Here is a 14,566-nt window from a genome sequence, read left to right as displayed (position 1 = left end):
GCCGTGCGGAAGGGGGCGGCCCGGAGAACCGGACCGCCCCTTCCGCATTCGCCCGCCCACAACCGCTCAGCCGGCACCCAGCGCCTTCAACGTGGCCTGCGCCTCGGCCATGATCCGCTCGACCAGTTCCGCACAGGACGGCAGATCCCCGATCAGGCCCGCCACCTGACCCGAGGCCATCACCCCGAGGTCGGTGCGCCCCTCGACCAGCGCGGCCTTCAGCAGCATCGGTGTGTTGGCGGCCAGCAGCACCTGGCTCCAGGTCAGCTCCTTGCCGTGCTTCATCGCCAGCCCGTCACGGACCAGTCCGGGCCAGCTCGTACCGGACTCCTTCCGGAAGGCCGAGGCGTGCCGGACCGCCCTCAGCAGGGAGGCCGCCCGGCCGGAACGCTCCAGGGCGTCGACCATCCCGGTGCGCAGCATGCGGTGCGGCAGGCCGTCGAGCCGGTCCGTCACCGTGACGTCCTGAACGGTGGCGGCCAGGTACTTCGCCTTCACCGCCGCCGGGACCGTGCTGTCGGAGGTGAGCAGGAAGCGCGTGCCCATCCCGATCCCGGCGGCCCGGTAGGCGAGCGCGGCGACCAGGCCGCGACCGTCGTGGAAGCCACCCGCCGCGACGACCGGGATGTCGACGGCGTCCACGACCTGGGGGAGCAGCACGGTGGTGGCCACGCTGCCGGTGTGGCCGCCGCCCTCGCCGCCCTGCACCATCACCGCGTCGGCGCCCCACGCGGCGACCTTCTCCGCGTGCCGCCGGGCACCCACGGACGGGATGACGACGACGCCCGCGTCCTTGAGCCTGGCGATCAGCTCCTTCGAGGGGGCGAGGGCGAACGACGCCACCCGCACCCCCTCGTCGATCATGATCCGCACCCGCTCGCCCGCGTCCCCCGCGTCCGCGCGCAGATTGACGCCGAACGGCGCCTCCGTACGGGACTTGACCTCGCGGACCGCCGCGCGCAGCTGGTCGGCGGTCATCGTCGCGGAGGCCAGGATGCCGAGCGCCCCCGCGTTCGCGGTGGCGGACACCAGCCGGGGGCCGGCGACCCACCCCATCCCCGTCTGGACGATCGGGTACCGCACCCCGGTCAGCTCGGTGAGCGCGGTCGGCAACGGCACGGGCCCGGTCATGCCGGGACCTCGCGTTCGCGCAGCCGGTTCGGGTCGATGACCTCGCGGATCAGCCGGAGTTCCGCCTCCGTGGGCTCCCGGGTGAGCGGCACCTCGGCGGGGATCGTGAGGGCGAACCCGGTGGCCCCGGTGACCTGTTCGAGGCTCACCTCGGGGTGCAGGGAGCGCAGCCGCATGGTGCGGTCGGGCGTCTCGAAGTCGAAGACGCCCAGATCGCTGATGACTTCGGGGACGCGGTGATAGCGGGTCGCTGAGGGTCCGGCGGCCGCGGCCCGCTCGTACCCCACCCCGCTGACCATGTCGACGTGCTCCACGAACACCCGCGCCGAGTGCTTGGGGATCCAGTAACTCGTGGGATTGTTCAGGGTGTTGACGGGGGCGCCGCGGACCCCGAGCAGCTGGCGCGCGGGCCTTGCCCAGTCGCCGATGCAGGAGATGTTCTGGTTGCCGTGCCGGTCGATCTGGCTGGCCCCCATCATCACGTGGCGGCGGCCGGTGGCGGTGAGCGTCAGGTGCTGGCGGAACGGCAGCCAGCCCTCCACGCTCCCCGGACCCGTCCCCATGGCGGGGGTGTCGCCCATCAGCATCGCCTCCCCGTCGGTCAGCAGCAGACCGGGCGAGAAGGTGAGCCGTGCCAGGCGCGCCCCGATGGCCGGGACGGTGCCCATCGGGGCGGCGAGGATCTCGCCCGCTCCCCGCCACGCCTCGGCGCAGGCCACCACGCAGTACTCGGAGCGGCTCGCCGCCGCGATGCCGGTGGTGCCGGTGCCGCTCATGCTTCCTCCTGGTGGAAGGCGGTGACGGCGGCCTGGTAGGCGGCCTCGTCGCCGGACAGGAACCGTTCGACGAAGGCGGGCCAGGCCCCGGGGTCGCGGGCGGCCCGGACATAGGCGCGCTGGAAGCTCTCGTCCCGGTCGTGGTCCGGCACGCAGGAGGTGAAGTGCGCGCCGTTCGGCGCCTCGACGACCCCGGCCACGAACGGCCGCTTGACCAGCAGGGTCTGCGGACCGTGCTCCTTCAGCAGGTCCGCCGTCTCCACGATCCGCTCGCAGGAGACGTACGCCTGGTCGGCGGCCTCGCAGAACAGGTCGTCGAAGTACGGGTCGGGGCCCAGGTACTGGCCGTTGCCCTGCGCGTCCGCGCGGTTGAGATGGACCAGCGCGGCGTCCAGCCGCAGAGCCGGCGCCGCGACCAGCACCTCCCCGTCGTCGTACGGCGAGGTCACCGTGCGCAGCGCCGGGTTGACCCTCATCAGGTCCGAGCCGAGACCGGCCCGCACCGGCATGAACGGCAGCCGCTGCGCGCCCGCCGTCAGGCCCCACATCATCATCGCCTCGTCGAGCTCGGCCATCTCGAACGCGCCGCGCTGCCGGGCGGCGGTGAAGTGCGGCTCCAGCGGTATCGAGTCGAGGGTCCCGAACGCCGTGACCAGCTTGCGGATCCTGCCCGCGGCGGCGAGCAGACCGACGTCGGGGCCGCCGTACGAGACCACGGTGAGATCGGTGACGTCCGAGCGCAGCAGCGCCCGGACCAGGGCCATCGGCTTGCGGCGCGAACCCCAGCCGCCGATGCCGAGCGTCATGCCGCTCTCCAGCCGGCCGACGGCCTCGTCGGCCGTCATCGTCTTGTCCTGTGTCACGCCCGGTGCTCCTTGTCCGTGCCGAAGGTGTCGCGCACGCGGTCGGCGACGCCGCTGAGGTTGGCCTCGAAGGTGAAGCCCTGCTCGAAGCGGTAGCTGCGGCGTACGTCGACGGGGTCGATGCCGTTGATGGCGGCCTTGGCCAGCCGGATCAGATGGCCGTCCTTGGCGGCGATCTCCCGGGCCAGTTCCAGGGCGGCCCCGCGCAGCCGGTCGCGCGGGACGACGCTCCACACCGAGCCGTGCCGGTGCAGCTCCTGCGCCGTCACGGTGCGCGAGGTGTAGTACAGGGTCCGCATCAGGTGCTGCGGGACCAGCCGGGCCAGATGCGTGGCCGCGCCGAGCGCGCCCCGGTCCAGCTCCGGCAGCCCGAAGGCCGCGTCGTCGCTGGCCACGATCGCGTCCGCGTTGCCCACCAGGCCGATGCCGCCGCCCAGACAGAAGCCCTGGACGGCCGCGACCACCGGGACCTCGCACTCGTAGACGGCGGCGAACGCCTCGAAGCAGCCCCGGTTGGCGCCGATCAGCGCCTCGGGCCCGTCCGCGCGCTGCATCTCCTTGATGTCCACGCCCGCGTTGAACCCGCGGCCCTCGGCGGTGAGCACCACGCACCGGACGTCCGGGTCGGCCCCGGCGGCGCGCACCGCCGCGGCCAGGTCGTACCAGCCCTGTACGGGCAGGGCGTTGACCGGGGGGAAGTCCACGGTGACGACGGCGACGCCCGCTTCCGGGGCGGAGGTGGAGACACCCATGAGCAGATCAGCTACCTTTCCACCTAACGTTTGTTTGGTTCAACGTAGCAGCGATGCGGACGCCGCGGGAGAGCGTCATGCCACTCAGTGGTCCCGGCACCCCGTTCCCCGTCCGTCGCCCGCCGCCCAGCGAAAGGACATCCGACATGACCTCATCGACCGCTCTGTGCGCCGGACGCGTCGCCGTCGTCACCGGCGCGGGCCGCGGGCTCGGCCGCGCCCACGCCCTGGCCTTCGCCGCCGAGGGCGCGAAGGTCGTCGTCAACGACCTCGGTGTGGGCCTCGACGGCTCCGGTGGCACCGCCGGACCCGCCCAGCAGGTCGTCGAGGAGATCCGCGCGGCCGGCGGCGAGGCCGTCGCGCACCACGGGGACATCGCCACCGCCGACGGCGCTGCCTCCCTCGTCGCGACCGCGCTCGACTCCTTCGGCCGGCTCGACACCCTCGTGAACAACGCCGGATTCCTCCGCGACCGGATGCTGGTGAACCTGGACGAGGACGACTGGGACGCGGTGACACGCGTCCACCTCAGGGGTCACTTCCTGCCGCTCAAGCACGCGGCGGCACACTGGCGTGCCGAGGCGAAGACCGGCCGGGTGCCCGAGGCGCGGGTCGTCAACACCGGCTCCGGGGCCGGGCTGCTGGGCAGCGTCGGCCAGGGCGGCTACTCCGCCGCCAAGGCCGGGATCGTCGCCCTGACCCTGGTGGCCGCCGCCGAGATGGGCCGCTACGGGGTCCAGGTCAACGCGATCGCCCCGGCCGCCCGCACCCGGATGACCGAGGAGACCTTCGCCGAGACCATGGCGGCCCCGGGGGAGGGCGCCTTCGACGCGATGGCCCCGGAGAACGTCTCGCCGCTCGTCGTCTGGCTCGGTTCCGCGGCCTGCGCCGGGGTCAGCGGCCGGGTCTTCGAGGCCGAGGCCGGACGGATCACGGTGATGGAGGGCTGGCGGCCCGGCCCCACCGCCGACAAGGGCGCCCGGTGGAGCCCGGCCGAGGCCGGGGCGGCCGTGTCCGAACTGCTCGCCGCGGCCGAGGCGCCGCAGCCGGTGTACGGGGCACGCTGAGCCCGTATCCGCCACGCGAACCCGGCCGCCGCGCTTCCGCCACCCCCGGTCCCGCTGCCCGGCGGCCACCGAGGAACGCCCGTCCCGTCGACTTCCATGTCGCCTACGCGCGGCGGCGTCGGCATGACGACCGTCGCCCACTGCGCCGTCGCCGGCTTCGCGTACGTGGCCACGGCCCGCGCTGCTGGGCGAACCCGACCTGGTCAGCCGCCTGCGGGACGACGCCACCACCCCGTCCCTGTGCATCCACCGATCCCTTCTCAACGGCCATGCCCTTCAAGGGCTCGGACCGCAAAGGCGACTACTTCACGCTGGAGCCGGGCCACATTCCCATGGACCGGCTGACAATGAGGTCGGCCGAGTTCTCGCCCAGATCTCCCGGGCGGCCGGGGCAATGGAGAACGGACACCGCAACGGCCCGCTCAGCCCTGTGTCGGTAGCCGGGTTCAGAGCCCCGACCTGGAGGGTGGTGAGCCGGTCACGCTCGGAGAGGAACGGTCTGCGGGCTCGATTCCATTCGGGACCGAGCCCTTGCAGAAAAGATCCTTCATGCCCATTCGAGTGACCCGCCAGTGTCTGCCCCTTGCATCCCAACAGCATCCGCTTCACTGCACACGCCAGGGCCACCCGACCGAAAGGGAATCCGATGCGCTTTGCCCTTGTGGATCTTGCCGTCGCTTCCGTGACCGCAGCTACCCTCGCCAGCGGCGTCCCCGCGACCCGCCCCGGATTCCGGGCGGGTCATACTACTCAGGGTGGGGCCCGCGGTGAGTGCATCGACAGCAGTATGCGCGGCGAGGTCTACACGAGGTTTCAATAACGACCACCACTGGTGGAAGTGGACCAAGACCGCCGGCGGCAGAAAGTACATCCTCCGCAGCCAGGGAACTTGGCGTTGCCTCACCATGGACGGCTACGCGCTCGTCACCACATCCTGCGACGGCACGAACAGGGGAAAGACGGACGATCAGCTCTGGTACGTCAATGGCGACCTCCACGTCGAGATCTTCAGCGCCAAGAACGGCCGCTTCATCCAGTACAACGCACTTACGGAGACCGTCGGCGGCAACGCGGGAGCCGGCAACGCCTGGAGCACGCCTATCGTGCACCCACCGGCGCAGTGACGAAAACGATCCCGCTCGGGTCTGAAGGCGTCCACGAAGGACACTGGAACAGGTCCCTCTGCGAGAAGTGATCGCTTGGACGGGCTTCTGCGGTCGGCCACGACCGGCGGACAGCTTCGCGGATACCGACGCTGTCGTCTGGCTATGGCGCCGCCCATTGCCTGCCTGGCTCCGGGGCATCAGGCGCCGCCGACCAATTGCCCGGCCCATCGCCGAACGGCACCGTGCTGACTCCCTATGCTCCGGGCACGCAATTCTTCCGGTCGCGCGTCAGACGTACGAAGTCGTCCCATGCGCCCCGGGCCAGGGCTCTGTATGAGTCCGGGCGCTATGCAGAGGCGGAGGCCGGGGCGAGCGCCGTGGTCCGGTCGCGGCCGCATGATGATATGGATGTACCGCTGGCGCTGACCATTGCCGCGCTTTCGATCGGCGCCCAGGGCCGCCATGCCGAGGTTCTCGCCGCATATGACGAGGCTCTGCCGGTCTTCGGCGGGATCTTCGGGTCGATCACTGGCAGACCCTGAAGGTGCGCTCCGACCGCGCCCGGCAACTGGCTGCGCTCGGTCGGCACGGCGGAGTGTGAGGCGGAGGGTGCCGCCGTTGTCCGGGCTGCGGCCTGCGGCACAGGTCCGGAGACGCGGCTCGTGGCAGCGGCCGCCGGTAACGGGGTGGTTTTCGCCCTCAACGCGCAAGAGCGCCACGTGGAGGCTGAGGCGCTTGCCCGTGAGGCCCTGGCCGCGCTTGGCGAGCCGGACCGGCTGAGCCCGGTGCTACGGCTCGGCCTGGCCCGCAGCCTCAATGGGCAGGCCCGCTATGAGGAGGCTCTCGCTGCGTGTGCGGGCGCCGACGAAGTGCACCGCGGTCTGCCCCCGGAGCAACGCGGCCAGGAGGCCGGCGCCGTGGAGGTTGTCATGGCTACCTCTCTCCGGGAGCTGGGCCACGATGCTGAAGCCCGTATCCGGGCCACAACCGCTCACGACACCTGCCCGGCCTCCCTCGGTCCGGACCATCGCCGCACCATCGAGGCTCGGGCATTGCTCGCCCGTTTCGACGGTGCCTGAACCGGGCCGGACTACAGGCGGTGACCCGGCCGCGTCCCTGCCCTCCGGTCTCGACCGCGGGGACAGCCTCCTTTCCCGACGCGTCGGTCCGCTTCCCGGCCATACCCGCCAGGGGGATCTGGAGGTACGGAGATCCGCAGTGCCGAGTCCCTCAAGCCGAAGGACGTCGACCTACGGAATGTCCACCCTGATCGGCATCTTCGGATTCCAAGATCCTCGACAGCGCTCTGCTCTAAGCAGACCTCAGCTGCGCAGCTCTTCAAGTCGCTCGAGGTCATCGCGAACCGACTCCCGCTCCTCGGCGTCGAGATGGACTGCGGCGGCCCTGGCGAGCACCGTCGTCGCGGTCCCGTTGTCACCGAGACGCTGGGCGACGTCCCCTCGCAGCACGAGGAGGCGCAGCAGTTGCACGGGCGTGGGCCGCTCGTCCTCGAGGTGAAGCACCCGGTCGATGATCTTCGCTGCACCCGCAGGGTCCTCCTTCGAGTCCGCGAAGAGGGCGGCGTGGTGCAGGGCGCGGGCGTAGGTCTCCTCGGGGGCGCGCCTGTGGTGCTGGTCTTGGCTCGTCTGCTGCCCGATGCGGATGCAGTTGCCGCCCGGATCGGCCATCAGGAACTGCCGTACGCCGTACGACATGTCCTTGAGCGGCCCGATGCGCGGCAGTCCTCGGGTCGGGACCCTCCCGTATGCCGCCTTGAGTCCCGCCCGGAAGGCGGCATGCAGCCCGTCGACGTCATCGGTGAGTACATAACACGTACTGAATGACTCCGCCGGCTCGTACTGCTTCATCCCGAAGAACTGGAGCTCGATGCCACCGCGCTCCACGACCGCGTACGGGTTTGGGCTCTTTTGTTGGAAGGTGACCTCGAACCCGAGGGCGGTGTAGAAGTCGAGGACGGGCTGAACGGTCCGGCACGGCAGGATCGGAATAGTCTTCTCGGCCATACGCACACTCTAGTCAAACTTGATCAGAGGTCAGCCCCGTCTCGGGCTTGCGGATCTGGCACGGCACGATGTCAGGCTCCGTCAGAGCAATCAACGCTTCACTCTGACCGCGTGCCATCGAACTCTGACGAACGCTGGTTCGTGTCATCGATTCCCAGCAAGTGCCTCTCGGCTCGGGTACCGTGACCCTCCCCGGCGTTCAGGCCGCACTGCCTGCTCGGTCCACGCTGCATGCGCCGACCACTGGTCCCGTCTCCACGGCCCCGCAGCCGCCGGGCAGATGGTCGGCATCGGGTGCGGAGGCGTCCCGGGGGAAGACGTGCGGCACCACGAAGGAGGGCTACCTGCTGCGTGGTCCGAGCGGTTACTGCACGGAGCCGATGGAACGCCGACGAGCTGGTCAACGCCGACCTCAAGCACAGCCTGCCCAAGCAGCACCGAGCCCGCAGTCAGGCCGAACTCGCCGCCGAAACCCGCCGCTTCTTCCGCGGGAGCCGACGCCGACCCACATCGTCCGCGGCTACTTCGGTGGCCCGCACGTCTGTTACGTCCTGAACGAGGATCCTATGAGTATCTGATCAATCGTACATAGCCGGCTAAGCAAACCGCTAGGATTCTGCGCATGACTAGCCAGGACTTAGGTCGCCCCGTGTCCCCTACCCGCGAGGCGGCGTCGAAGTCCGCCGGCCGCAGCAGCCTGGCGGTTGCCTTCATCACCCTTCTGGTCATCGGCACCGACCTGTTCGTGGTCTCGCCCTTGCTGCCGGACATCGCGCACCAGTACCACGTCTCCGCGTCCATGGCCGGGGTCACGGTCACCACCTTCTCGCTCGCGTACATGATCGGCGCTCCGATCATCGGCTCCCTCGCCGACCGGGTCGGCCGCCGGGCCGTCCTCATCGTCGGCCTGACCGTCTTCGGTCTCGCCAACGCCCTGACCGGCCTGTCCCCGTGGTTCGGCCTGCTGCTGGCCGCCCGGGTACTCGCCGGCCTGGCGGCTGCCGCCATCACGCCCTCCGTACAGACCCTGGTCGGCCTGGCCGCTCCGCCCGAACGCCGCGCCGCCTGGCTGGCCGTCGCCGCGTCGGGCTTCCTCATCTCGCTTGCCACCGGCGCCCCCACCGGCACCGCCGTCGCCTCGCTGCTGGGCTGGCGGGAGACCTTCTTCGGGATCGGCGGACTGACGCTCGTCCTCGTCGTGGTCAACCTGTTCTCCTGGCGCGGCGTGGGAACGCGCGGCGCTCCGGGCGCCGGCCCGGTCTCCGCAGCGGCCCAGACGGCCGGACCGCGCAGCAGCGCCCTCACCAAGGCCCGAGCGGTCTCCGTCGCCGGGCTGTGGGCCTTCGCCGTCTACAGCCTCTATACCTACGTCGGCACCGCGCTGACCGACAATGCCCACATGTCGACCGGCATGGTCGCTGTCGCACTGGTCATCTACGGGGTCGGCGCCGTCTCAGGCAGCCTCTGCGGAGGCTGGATGGCCGACCGCTACGGTGCGACGCGGGTCGTCACAGGCAGCCTGGTGGCCCTGTCGGTGTTCGAGGTGCTCCTGGTCCTGGCCTTCCACACCCCGACAGCAGTACTGCTGCTCGTCCTCGGCCTGTTCGCCCTCAGTGCCTTCGCCTGCCTGCCCGCCTTCCAGTCCCAGCTGATGCATGCCTTCGGGCGCGAGATCGGCTCGGTCATGGCCTGGAACAGCAGCTTCGTGTACCTGGGCACCTCGCTCGGGTCCGCGGCGGGTGGCGTCCTGCTCTCCTCGGCCGGATTCTCCTGGATCGCCCCCGTAGCCGCTGCCGCGGGCCTGTTCGGTGCACTTGTCCATGCACGGTGGGCTCTGCCCTCCGGCCAGCCGGCATAAGAGCGAGGCGTCCTTGGCGCAACACACGGCAGGCTGGGCTCGCCCCTGTCAGAGAGGCAAGCCCAGCCCGAGGAGGCCGGATCAGTTGAGCTTCAGCGTCGGCTTCCGCTGATCGAGCCACGTCGCCAGGTCGAGCGAGCGTTCTAGTACCGTCCGTTGCTGGAGGCTGATGGTGTCCTTGTCCGCCTTCATCGCCTCGCTCAGTCGGTCCCGGCTGCACAGTGTCAGCGCCGGGTGGTCGCGGTTGAGCAGATCGGAGACCTGGGACTGGATCGCCGCGAGGTACTGCGGGTCGAAGCTACTCGGGTAGCCGCTCTTCTTGCGGTCGGCCACGGACCGCGGCAGCAGGTCGCGTGTCGCGGCGCGCAGAAGGCTCTTCTCCCTGCCGTCGAACGCCTTCAGCGACCACGGGGTGTTGAACACGTACTGCACGAGACGGTGGTCACAGAACGGGACACGCACCTCAAGCCCGGCCGCCATGCTCATCCGGTCCTTGCGGTCGAGCAGAGGCTGCATCTTCCGCGTCACGTTCAGATAGCAGACCTGGCGCATCCGCTTCTCCAAGCCGGTCTCGCTCTCCTTCAGTGGGACCTCATTCAGGGCGCTGAGATAGTGGTCCTGGACGTAGGTTCCCAGGTCGAGCTGGTGCGACAGGTCGTCGTCCAGGAGGCCGCCCGCCTCGAACAGGGAGCCCTTGCCCGCGAGCCAGGGGAAGGTGTCCGCGTAGCGGAACCTGTCGTCGTGAAACCACGGGTAGCCCCCGAACAACTCGTCCGCCGACTCCCCGGAGAGCGCCACCGTCGACTGCTCACGCACGGCCTTGAAGAGGAGGTAGAGCGAGTTGTCGCGGTCGCCGATCCCGTTGGGGAAGTCCCGTGCGCGGACGGCCGCTTGCCGTACCTCCGGGTCGGCCAGCGCGCTGCCGTGGAGCACGATGTCCTGGTGGTCGCTTCGTACATGCTCGGCTACCGCGTGCGCGTACGGGGTGTCCAGGGTGGGGGCGAGGTCGATCGCCTTGAAGTTCTCCTCCTGATTCGGGAAGTCCACATTGAAGCTGCGGACCGTCTCCCCCTGTTCCCTGAGCTGCTCGGCCGCGAGGGCGGTGATGACGGAGGAGTCGAGACCACCGGAGAGCAGCGTGCAGCGGGGTACGTCCGCGACGAGCTGCCGGGAGATGATGTCCTCCAGCAGCTCCCTGACGTGCGCGACGGTGGTCTGCTGGTCGTCCGTGTGGTCGCTGACCCCAAGGCGCCAATAGGCGTACTCCCGCAGCCCGTTGGGGTCGGTCACGGCGACGTGACCGGGGCGCAGCTCGCGCATCCCTTCCCAGATCGCGTGCCCGGGGGTCTTGGCGAAGGAGAACATCTCCCGCAGCCCGTCGAGGCCGACGACGGCGGAGCAGCACGGGTTCGCCAGGATTGCCTTGGGCTCGGACCCGAAGAGGACGCCGTCCTCGGTCTCGTAGTAGTAGAAGGGCTTGACGCCCAGCCTGTCCCTGACCATGACGAGCTTCTCGGTGCGCGAGTCCCAGATCGCGAAGGCGAACATGCCGTTCAGATGTTCACCGATCGCCTCGCCCCATTCCACATAGCCGCGGAGTACGACCTCGGTGTCCGAGCCGGTGGTGAAACGGTGCCCGCGGCGGCGGAGTTCGTCGCGCAGTTCGATGTAGTTGTAGGTCTCTCCTGAATAGACCATCACCACCTCGCCGTCTCCGGTATTCACCTTCATCGGCTGCGCGCCGCCGGGCAGGTCGATGACGGCGAGCCGCCGATGGCCAAGAGCGGCATGCCGGTCCGCCCACGTGTCTCGTGCGTCGGGACCGCGGCAGGCCATGGTCTCGGTCATGACATCGAGGACCTGCGACTGCTGCGTCAGATCCCGACGGTACGAAACCCAGCCGGCAATACCGCACATGGGATGAACCCTTCCCTCGAATTCAGTTGCGTCAAGTTCAACCTCGATAACGAGTCCGCCGCTCCGGTGTCATTCCACGTGGATCACATCGGCTGGGCAGATGGCAATGGCGTCCTCGACCGCGTCATGCATCTCGTCGGAGGGTGTTGGGTCCAGAAGGATCACGATTCCGTCGTCATCCTGGTCGAAAATCTCCGGCGCGATCAATACGCACTGTCCTGCACCGCAGCAGTTGTCCGTGTCGATGGAAATTTTCATGGGTTTCCTCTTCGAGTGCCGGGTCGGTGGTTGCTGATCGGTCACCAGGTGACCGGAAGTGCATGGCAGCCGTAGACCAACATGTCACTACGAAACGGAACTTCCGCGAATTCCACTGCCAGACGCAGCTCTGGAAAGCGGGTCAGTAGCGTGTTCAAAGAAATCTCCAGCTCGGCACGCGCCAAGGATTGGCCGAGGCACTGATGCACGCCGTACCCAAAGGCGATGTGGTGCTGGGCATTCCGACGCCGGATGTCGACTGTGTCGGCATCCGGGAATTGCTCGGGGTCTCGGTTGGCGGAGGCGACGGCACATACGATTCCCTCGCCCGCCTTGATGGGTTGGCCGCCTACTTCGACATCTGCGATCGCGGCCCGCCGCGGCCCGCTGCGTGTGATGCTATGGAAACGCAGGAGTTCCTCGACGGCTCCCGGCATCAAGGAAGGGTCCTCGCGCAGCTCGTCAGCTGCCCGCGGATTGCGGACCAGCGTCAGCGCGCCGAGCCCAATCATGTTGGCGGTGGTCTCGTGCCCGGCGATCAACAGCAGCGTGGCTGTCCCCGTCACCTCTTCTCGGGTCAACTGGCCTTCGCGCATCCGCTCGTGGACCAGCTCGCTGAGGATGTCGTCGCCCGGATCCGCCTCCTTGCCGGCGACAAGATGGTCCAGGTAGGCGCGCAGTTCCTTACGGGCTGTGGTGCGCTCGTCCTCCGTGTTCACCCGGGAGAGCACAGTGGCGGTGATCGACTGGAAGAGGGCCCGGTCTTCATACGGCACGCCGAGCAGCAGGCTGATGACAAGTGACGGAAGCGGAAGTGCCAGGGACCTCACCAGGTCCACGGACCCATCGGGTCCGTCCTTGCGCTTCTGTTTCTCCATCTCATCGCACAGTTGGTCGGTGATCTGCTGGATGCGACGGCGCAGTGCGGACACGCTCTTCACGGTGAAGGAGTGCGTCAGCATTCTGCGACGGCGACCGTGCTCAGGAGGGTCGGTGCGGATGAGGCTGCTGCCTTCGCCTGCGGTCACCATTCCGCTTCGGGGAAATCCCGGAGCGTTGACGTCGGAACTGAACCGGGGGTCCGAAAGAGCGCTGCGGATATCTGAATAGCGCGTCAGTAGCCACGCCCAGCTCCCGTCGGGCATTGAGACACGACTGACCGGGTGTTCAATACGCAGTTCCGTGTATTCCTGGGGCGGAGAAAATGGGCAGCCCGGCGGAGGCTGGGTGGGCAAGGGGATGAGTGCCTTCATCGGATCCATGTCAGTCCTTACGTTGTTGTTGTCCTGGCGCAAATCAGCGAGTGCCCAAGGAAATCAAGGAAGTTCCCATGGTCATTCCACCGCCGAACCCTGCGAGCATGACCGGCTCTCCGGTCTCCAGTCGTCCCGAGCGGCGCGTGGTCCAGGAATGGAGGCTGTGTCGGGTGACCGGCATGTGCGGGTACGCATCGGACAGGCCCAATGTGGCCCCATATGTCCTCAAGCGTCGCGTCCAGCACCACACAGGGTGCGCTCAATTTCGCTGGCGATCTCTTCCTGGCTGTCAACGAGATAGAAGTGACCTCCCGAGAAGACATCCAGCTGAAAAGACGCCTCCGTGTGATCGCCCCAATGGTGCAGTTCACTGACTTCCACCCGTGGATCCGAGAATCCCGTGAAGCCGCGGATGGGGCATTTCAGAACGGGGCCGGGTGCGTATTCATACGTCTCCGCAGCGTGATAGTCGCTGCGAATCGCGGGGAGGAACATCTTGAGTACGTCCGCGTCGCCGAACATCTCCGAGCCGGTGCCGTCGAGTGCGCGGATGTCATCGGCTATCTCGTCGTCCGAGAGCCGGTGCAGTCCCTTGTCGACGTTGCGATGGGGAGCAGGCCGCCCCGAGACAAAGAGGGCTTCGGGTAGTTTTCCACTCGACTGCAACCTCAGCGCGACCTCGTAGGCGAGCGTTGCGCCCATGCTGTGTCCGAACAAGGCGTAGGGGCCGGCGATTCGCGGGCCGACCGCCTCGACAACGCGGTCGGCCAGCTCGTGAATGTGCGGAATATTGGCTTCAGACCTGCGGTCCTGACGCCCTGGGTACTGCATGGACCACACGTCGATTTCGGGGGCCAGTCTCTGTGAGAACGGAAAGAAGAAGCTGGCGGATCCGCCTGAATGCGGGAAACAGAGCAGCTGGTATCGCACCTCAGGTGAAGGGTGAAACCTGCGTACCCAAGTGGTTTCTTTAACGGGATTGCTGACCACGCCGCCTACTCCAAATCATTCTTCACAACGAACCGGACGGAGCCTCGCGTTTGCACATGGTGCCCGGATTGCGTGACAGTGGCAATCCCCTACTTTCGCCAAGTGGGCCGGTAGGGGGGCAGGTGAACCAGTCGTCGGCGGTAGGGGATTTCCGTGAGAAGAGAGCCCGCCTAATCTCTGGCGAGAAGGGCGTGCACTGCCCCACCTAGCACTCGCCCCCCCCGGAGGAAACCACGTGAAGCAAATAGTCGATGCCATCGTCTCAACCGAGGCGACGTCCGACGACTACGCGGCGCTGCCACTCCCGGACAGCTATCGAGGCATCGCCGTCCGCAAGACGGACATCGGAATGTTCGATGGACTGGACTCGGAGGTGAAGGACCCACGAAAGTCCCTTCACCTCATGGAAGCCCCGGTGCCCGAGCTCGGGCCGGGCGAGGCGCTCGTGGCCGTCATGGCCTCCTCCGTGAACTACAACTCGGTGTGGACCTCGATCTTCGAGCCGCTGCCGACGTTCGGATTCCTCGAGCGTTACGGCAAGTTGAGTGAACTGACGAAGCGTCATGAT

General features: G+C 68.3%; 14 protein-coding genes and 1 pseudogene. 6 read left to right on the top strand and 9 right to left on the bottom strand.

Annotated features, from left to right (window positions below):
* Positions 1-66 precede the first annotated feature (66 nt).
* The 4 genes from GA0115234_RS20545 to GA0115234_RS20530 are packed head-to-tail and all read right to left on the bottom strand — an operon-like array spanning position 67 to position 3,522.
* Positions 67-1,131 carry an NAD(P)H-dependent flavin oxidoreductase gene (locus GA0115234_RS20545; protein WP_093543745.1) on the bottom strand — a complete coding sequence of 355 codons (1,065 nt, stop codon included), beginning with the start codon at positions 1,129-1,131 and terminating at the stop codon, positions 67-69.
* Entirely contained in the window at positions 1,128-1,907 is a 780-nt protein-coding gene (locus GA0115234_RS20540; protein WP_093543744.1) for a CoA-transferase subunit beta, read from the bottom strand. The genes GA0115234_RS20545 and GA0115234_RS20540 overlap by 4 nt, the downstream gene beginning before the upstream one ends.
* Positions 1,904-2,752, bottom strand: a complete 849-nt coding sequence (locus GA0115234_RS20535) for a CoA transferase subunit A (RefSeq protein ID WP_093543764.1) — start codon at positions 2,750-2,752, stop codon at positions 1,904-1,906. Before GA0115234_RS20535 ends, GA0115234_RS20540 begins: the two co-directional genes overlap by 4 nt.
* 14 nt (positions 2,753-2,766) lie before the next feature.
* The gene (locus GA0115234_RS20530) at positions 2,767-3,522 is read right to left on the bottom strand and encodes an enoyl-CoA hydratase family protein (protein ID WP_093543742.1); all 756 of its coding nucleotides are present in this window, start codon (positions 3,520-3,522) and stop codon (positions 2,767-2,769) included.
* A gap of 146 nt (positions 3,523-3,668) precedes the next feature.
* On the opposite strand from GA0115234_RS20530, the gene GA0115234_RS20525 reads away from it, so the two are divergent.
* From GA0115234_RS20525 to GA0115234_RS43465, 4 genes are all read left to right on the top strand, one after another.
* A complete protein-coding gene (locus GA0115234_RS20525; protein ID WP_093543741.1) occupies positions 3,669-4,589 on the top strand; it encodes an SDR family oxidoreductase in 921 nt (306 codons plus the stop codon).
* Positions 4,590-5,356: 767 nt separating this feature from the next.
* Positions 5,357-5,713: a hypothetical protein gene (locus GA0115234_RS41855; RefSeq protein ID WP_141718446.1), complete on the top strand. Its 357-nt coding sequence runs from the start codon at positions 5,357-5,359 to the stop codon at positions 5,711-5,713.
* 386 nt (positions 5,714-6,099) lie between these two features.
* The gene (locus GA0115234_RS43470; protein WP_237541575.1) at positions 6,100-6,237 is read left to right on the top strand and encodes a hypothetical protein; all 138 of its coding nucleotides are present in this window, start codon (positions 6,100-6,102) and stop codon (positions 6,235-6,237) included.
* Between the two features lie 120 nt (positions 6,238-6,357).
* Complete coding sequence (locus tag GA0115234_RS43465) at positions 6,358-6,774, top strand: hypothetical protein (protein WP_237541574.1); 417 nt, start codon at positions 6,358-6,360, stop codon at positions 6,772-6,774.
* 243 nt (positions 6,775-7,017) lie between these two features.
* Here the strand turns inward: GA0115234_RS43465 and GA0115234_RS20510 are convergent, their stop codons facing one another.
* Complete coding sequence (locus tag GA0115234_RS20510) at positions 7,018-7,719, bottom strand: bleomycin resistance protein (protein ID WP_093543738.1); 702 nt, start codon at positions 7,717-7,719, stop codon at positions 7,018-7,020.
* 622 nt (positions 7,720-8,341) lie between these two features.
* Between GA0115234_RS20510 and GA0115234_RS20500 the strand changes: the two genes are divergently transcribed.
* A complete protein-coding gene (locus GA0115234_RS20500; RefSeq protein ID WP_093543736.1) occupies positions 8,342-9,577 on the top strand; it encodes an MFS transporter in 1,236 nt (411 codons plus the stop codon).
* Between the two features lie 81 nt (positions 9,578-9,658).
* On the opposite strand, the gene asnB is transcribed toward GA0115234_RS20500, so the two are convergent.
* The 4 genes from asnB to GA0115234_RS20480 form a co-directional block, all read right to left on the bottom strand.
* Positions 9,659-11,494, bottom strand: a complete 1,836-nt coding sequence (asnB, locus tag GA0115234_RS20495; protein WP_093543735.1) for an asparagine synthase (glutamine-hydrolyzing) — start codon at positions 11,492-11,494, stop codon at positions 9,659-9,661.
* Positions 11,495-11,563: 69 nt separating this feature from the next.
* Entirely contained in the window at positions 11,564-11,752 is a 189-nt protein-coding gene (locus GA0115234_RS20490) for a ferredoxin (RefSeq protein WP_093543733.1), read from the bottom strand.
* Positions 11,753-11,793: 41 nt separating this feature from the next.
* Entirely contained in the window at positions 11,794-13,014 is a 1,221-nt protein-coding gene (locus tag GA0115234_RS20485; RefSeq protein ID WP_093543731.1) for a cytochrome P450, read from the bottom strand.
* A gap of 219 nt (positions 13,015-13,233) precedes the next feature.
* Positions 13,234-13,998, bottom strand: a complete 765-nt coding sequence (locus GA0115234_RS20480; protein WP_093543729.1) for a thioesterase II family protein — start codon at positions 13,996-13,998, stop codon at positions 13,234-13,236.
* Positions 13,999-14,233: 235 nt separating this feature from the next.
* Here GA0115234_RS20480 and GA0115234_RS20475 point away from each other — a divergent pair.
* Positions 14,234-14,566, top strand: a pseudogene (locus tag GA0115234_RS20475) (crotonyl-CoA carboxylase/reductase); the annotation flags it as partial.

Origin of the sequence: Streptomyces sp. DvalAA-43 (genome assembly GCF_900091725.1) — a bacterium.
GTDB classification, from domain to species: Bacteria; Actinomycetota; Actinomycetes; order Streptomycetales; family Streptomycetaceae; genus Streptomyces; species Streptomyces pulveraceus.
Note: the sequence above shows the minus strand (reverse complement) of the source record. Positions and strands in the feature narration are given on the sequence as shown.

Excerpts from the sequence above, each read along its gene's own strand:
- GA0115234_RS20545 (WP_093543745.1), bottom strand. The coding sequence starts at position 1,131 with ATGACCGGGCCCGTGCCGTTGCCGACCGCGCTCACCGAGCTGACCGGG.
- GA0115234_RS20540 (WP_093543744.1), bottom strand. The coding sequence starts at position 1,907 with ATGAGCGGCACCGGCACCACCGGCATCGCGGCGGCGAGCCGCTCCGAG.
- GA0115234_RS20535 (WP_093543764.1), bottom strand. The coding sequence starts at position 2,752 with ATGACGGCCGACGAGGCCGTCGGCCGGCTGGAGAGCGGCATGACGCTC.
- GA0115234_RS20530 (WP_093543742.1), bottom strand. The coding sequence starts at position 3,522 with ATGGGTGTCTCCACCTCCGCCCCGGAAGCGGGCGTCGCCGTCGTCACC.
- GA0115234_RS20525 (WP_093543741.1), top strand. The coding sequence starts at position 3,669 with ATGACCTCATCGACCGCTCTGTGCGCCGGACGCGTCGCCGTCGTCACC.
- GA0115234_RS43470 (WP_237541575.1), top strand. The coding sequence starts at position 6,100 with ATGGATGTACCGCTGGCGCTGACCATTGCCGCGCTTTCGATCGGCGCC.
- GA0115234_RS20510 (WP_093543738.1), bottom strand. The coding sequence starts at position 7,719 with ATGGCCGAGAAGACTATTCCGATCCTGCCGTGCCGGACCGTTCAGCCC.
- GA0115234_RS20500 (WP_093543736.1), top strand. The coding sequence starts at position 8,342 with ATGACTAGCCAGGACTTAGGTCGCCCCGTGTCCCCTACCCGCGAGGCG.
- asnB (WP_093543735.1), bottom strand. The coding sequence starts at position 11,494 with ATGTGCGGTATTGCCGGCTGGGTTTCGTACCGTCGGGATCTGACGCAG.
- GA0115234_RS20490 (WP_093543733.1), bottom strand. The coding sequence starts at position 11,752 with ATGAAAATTTCCATCGACACGGACAACTGCTGCGGTGCAGGACAGTGC.
- GA0115234_RS20485 (WP_093543731.1), bottom strand. The coding sequence starts at position 13,014 with ATGGATCCGATGAAGGCACTCATCCCCTTGCCCACCCAGCCTCCGCCG.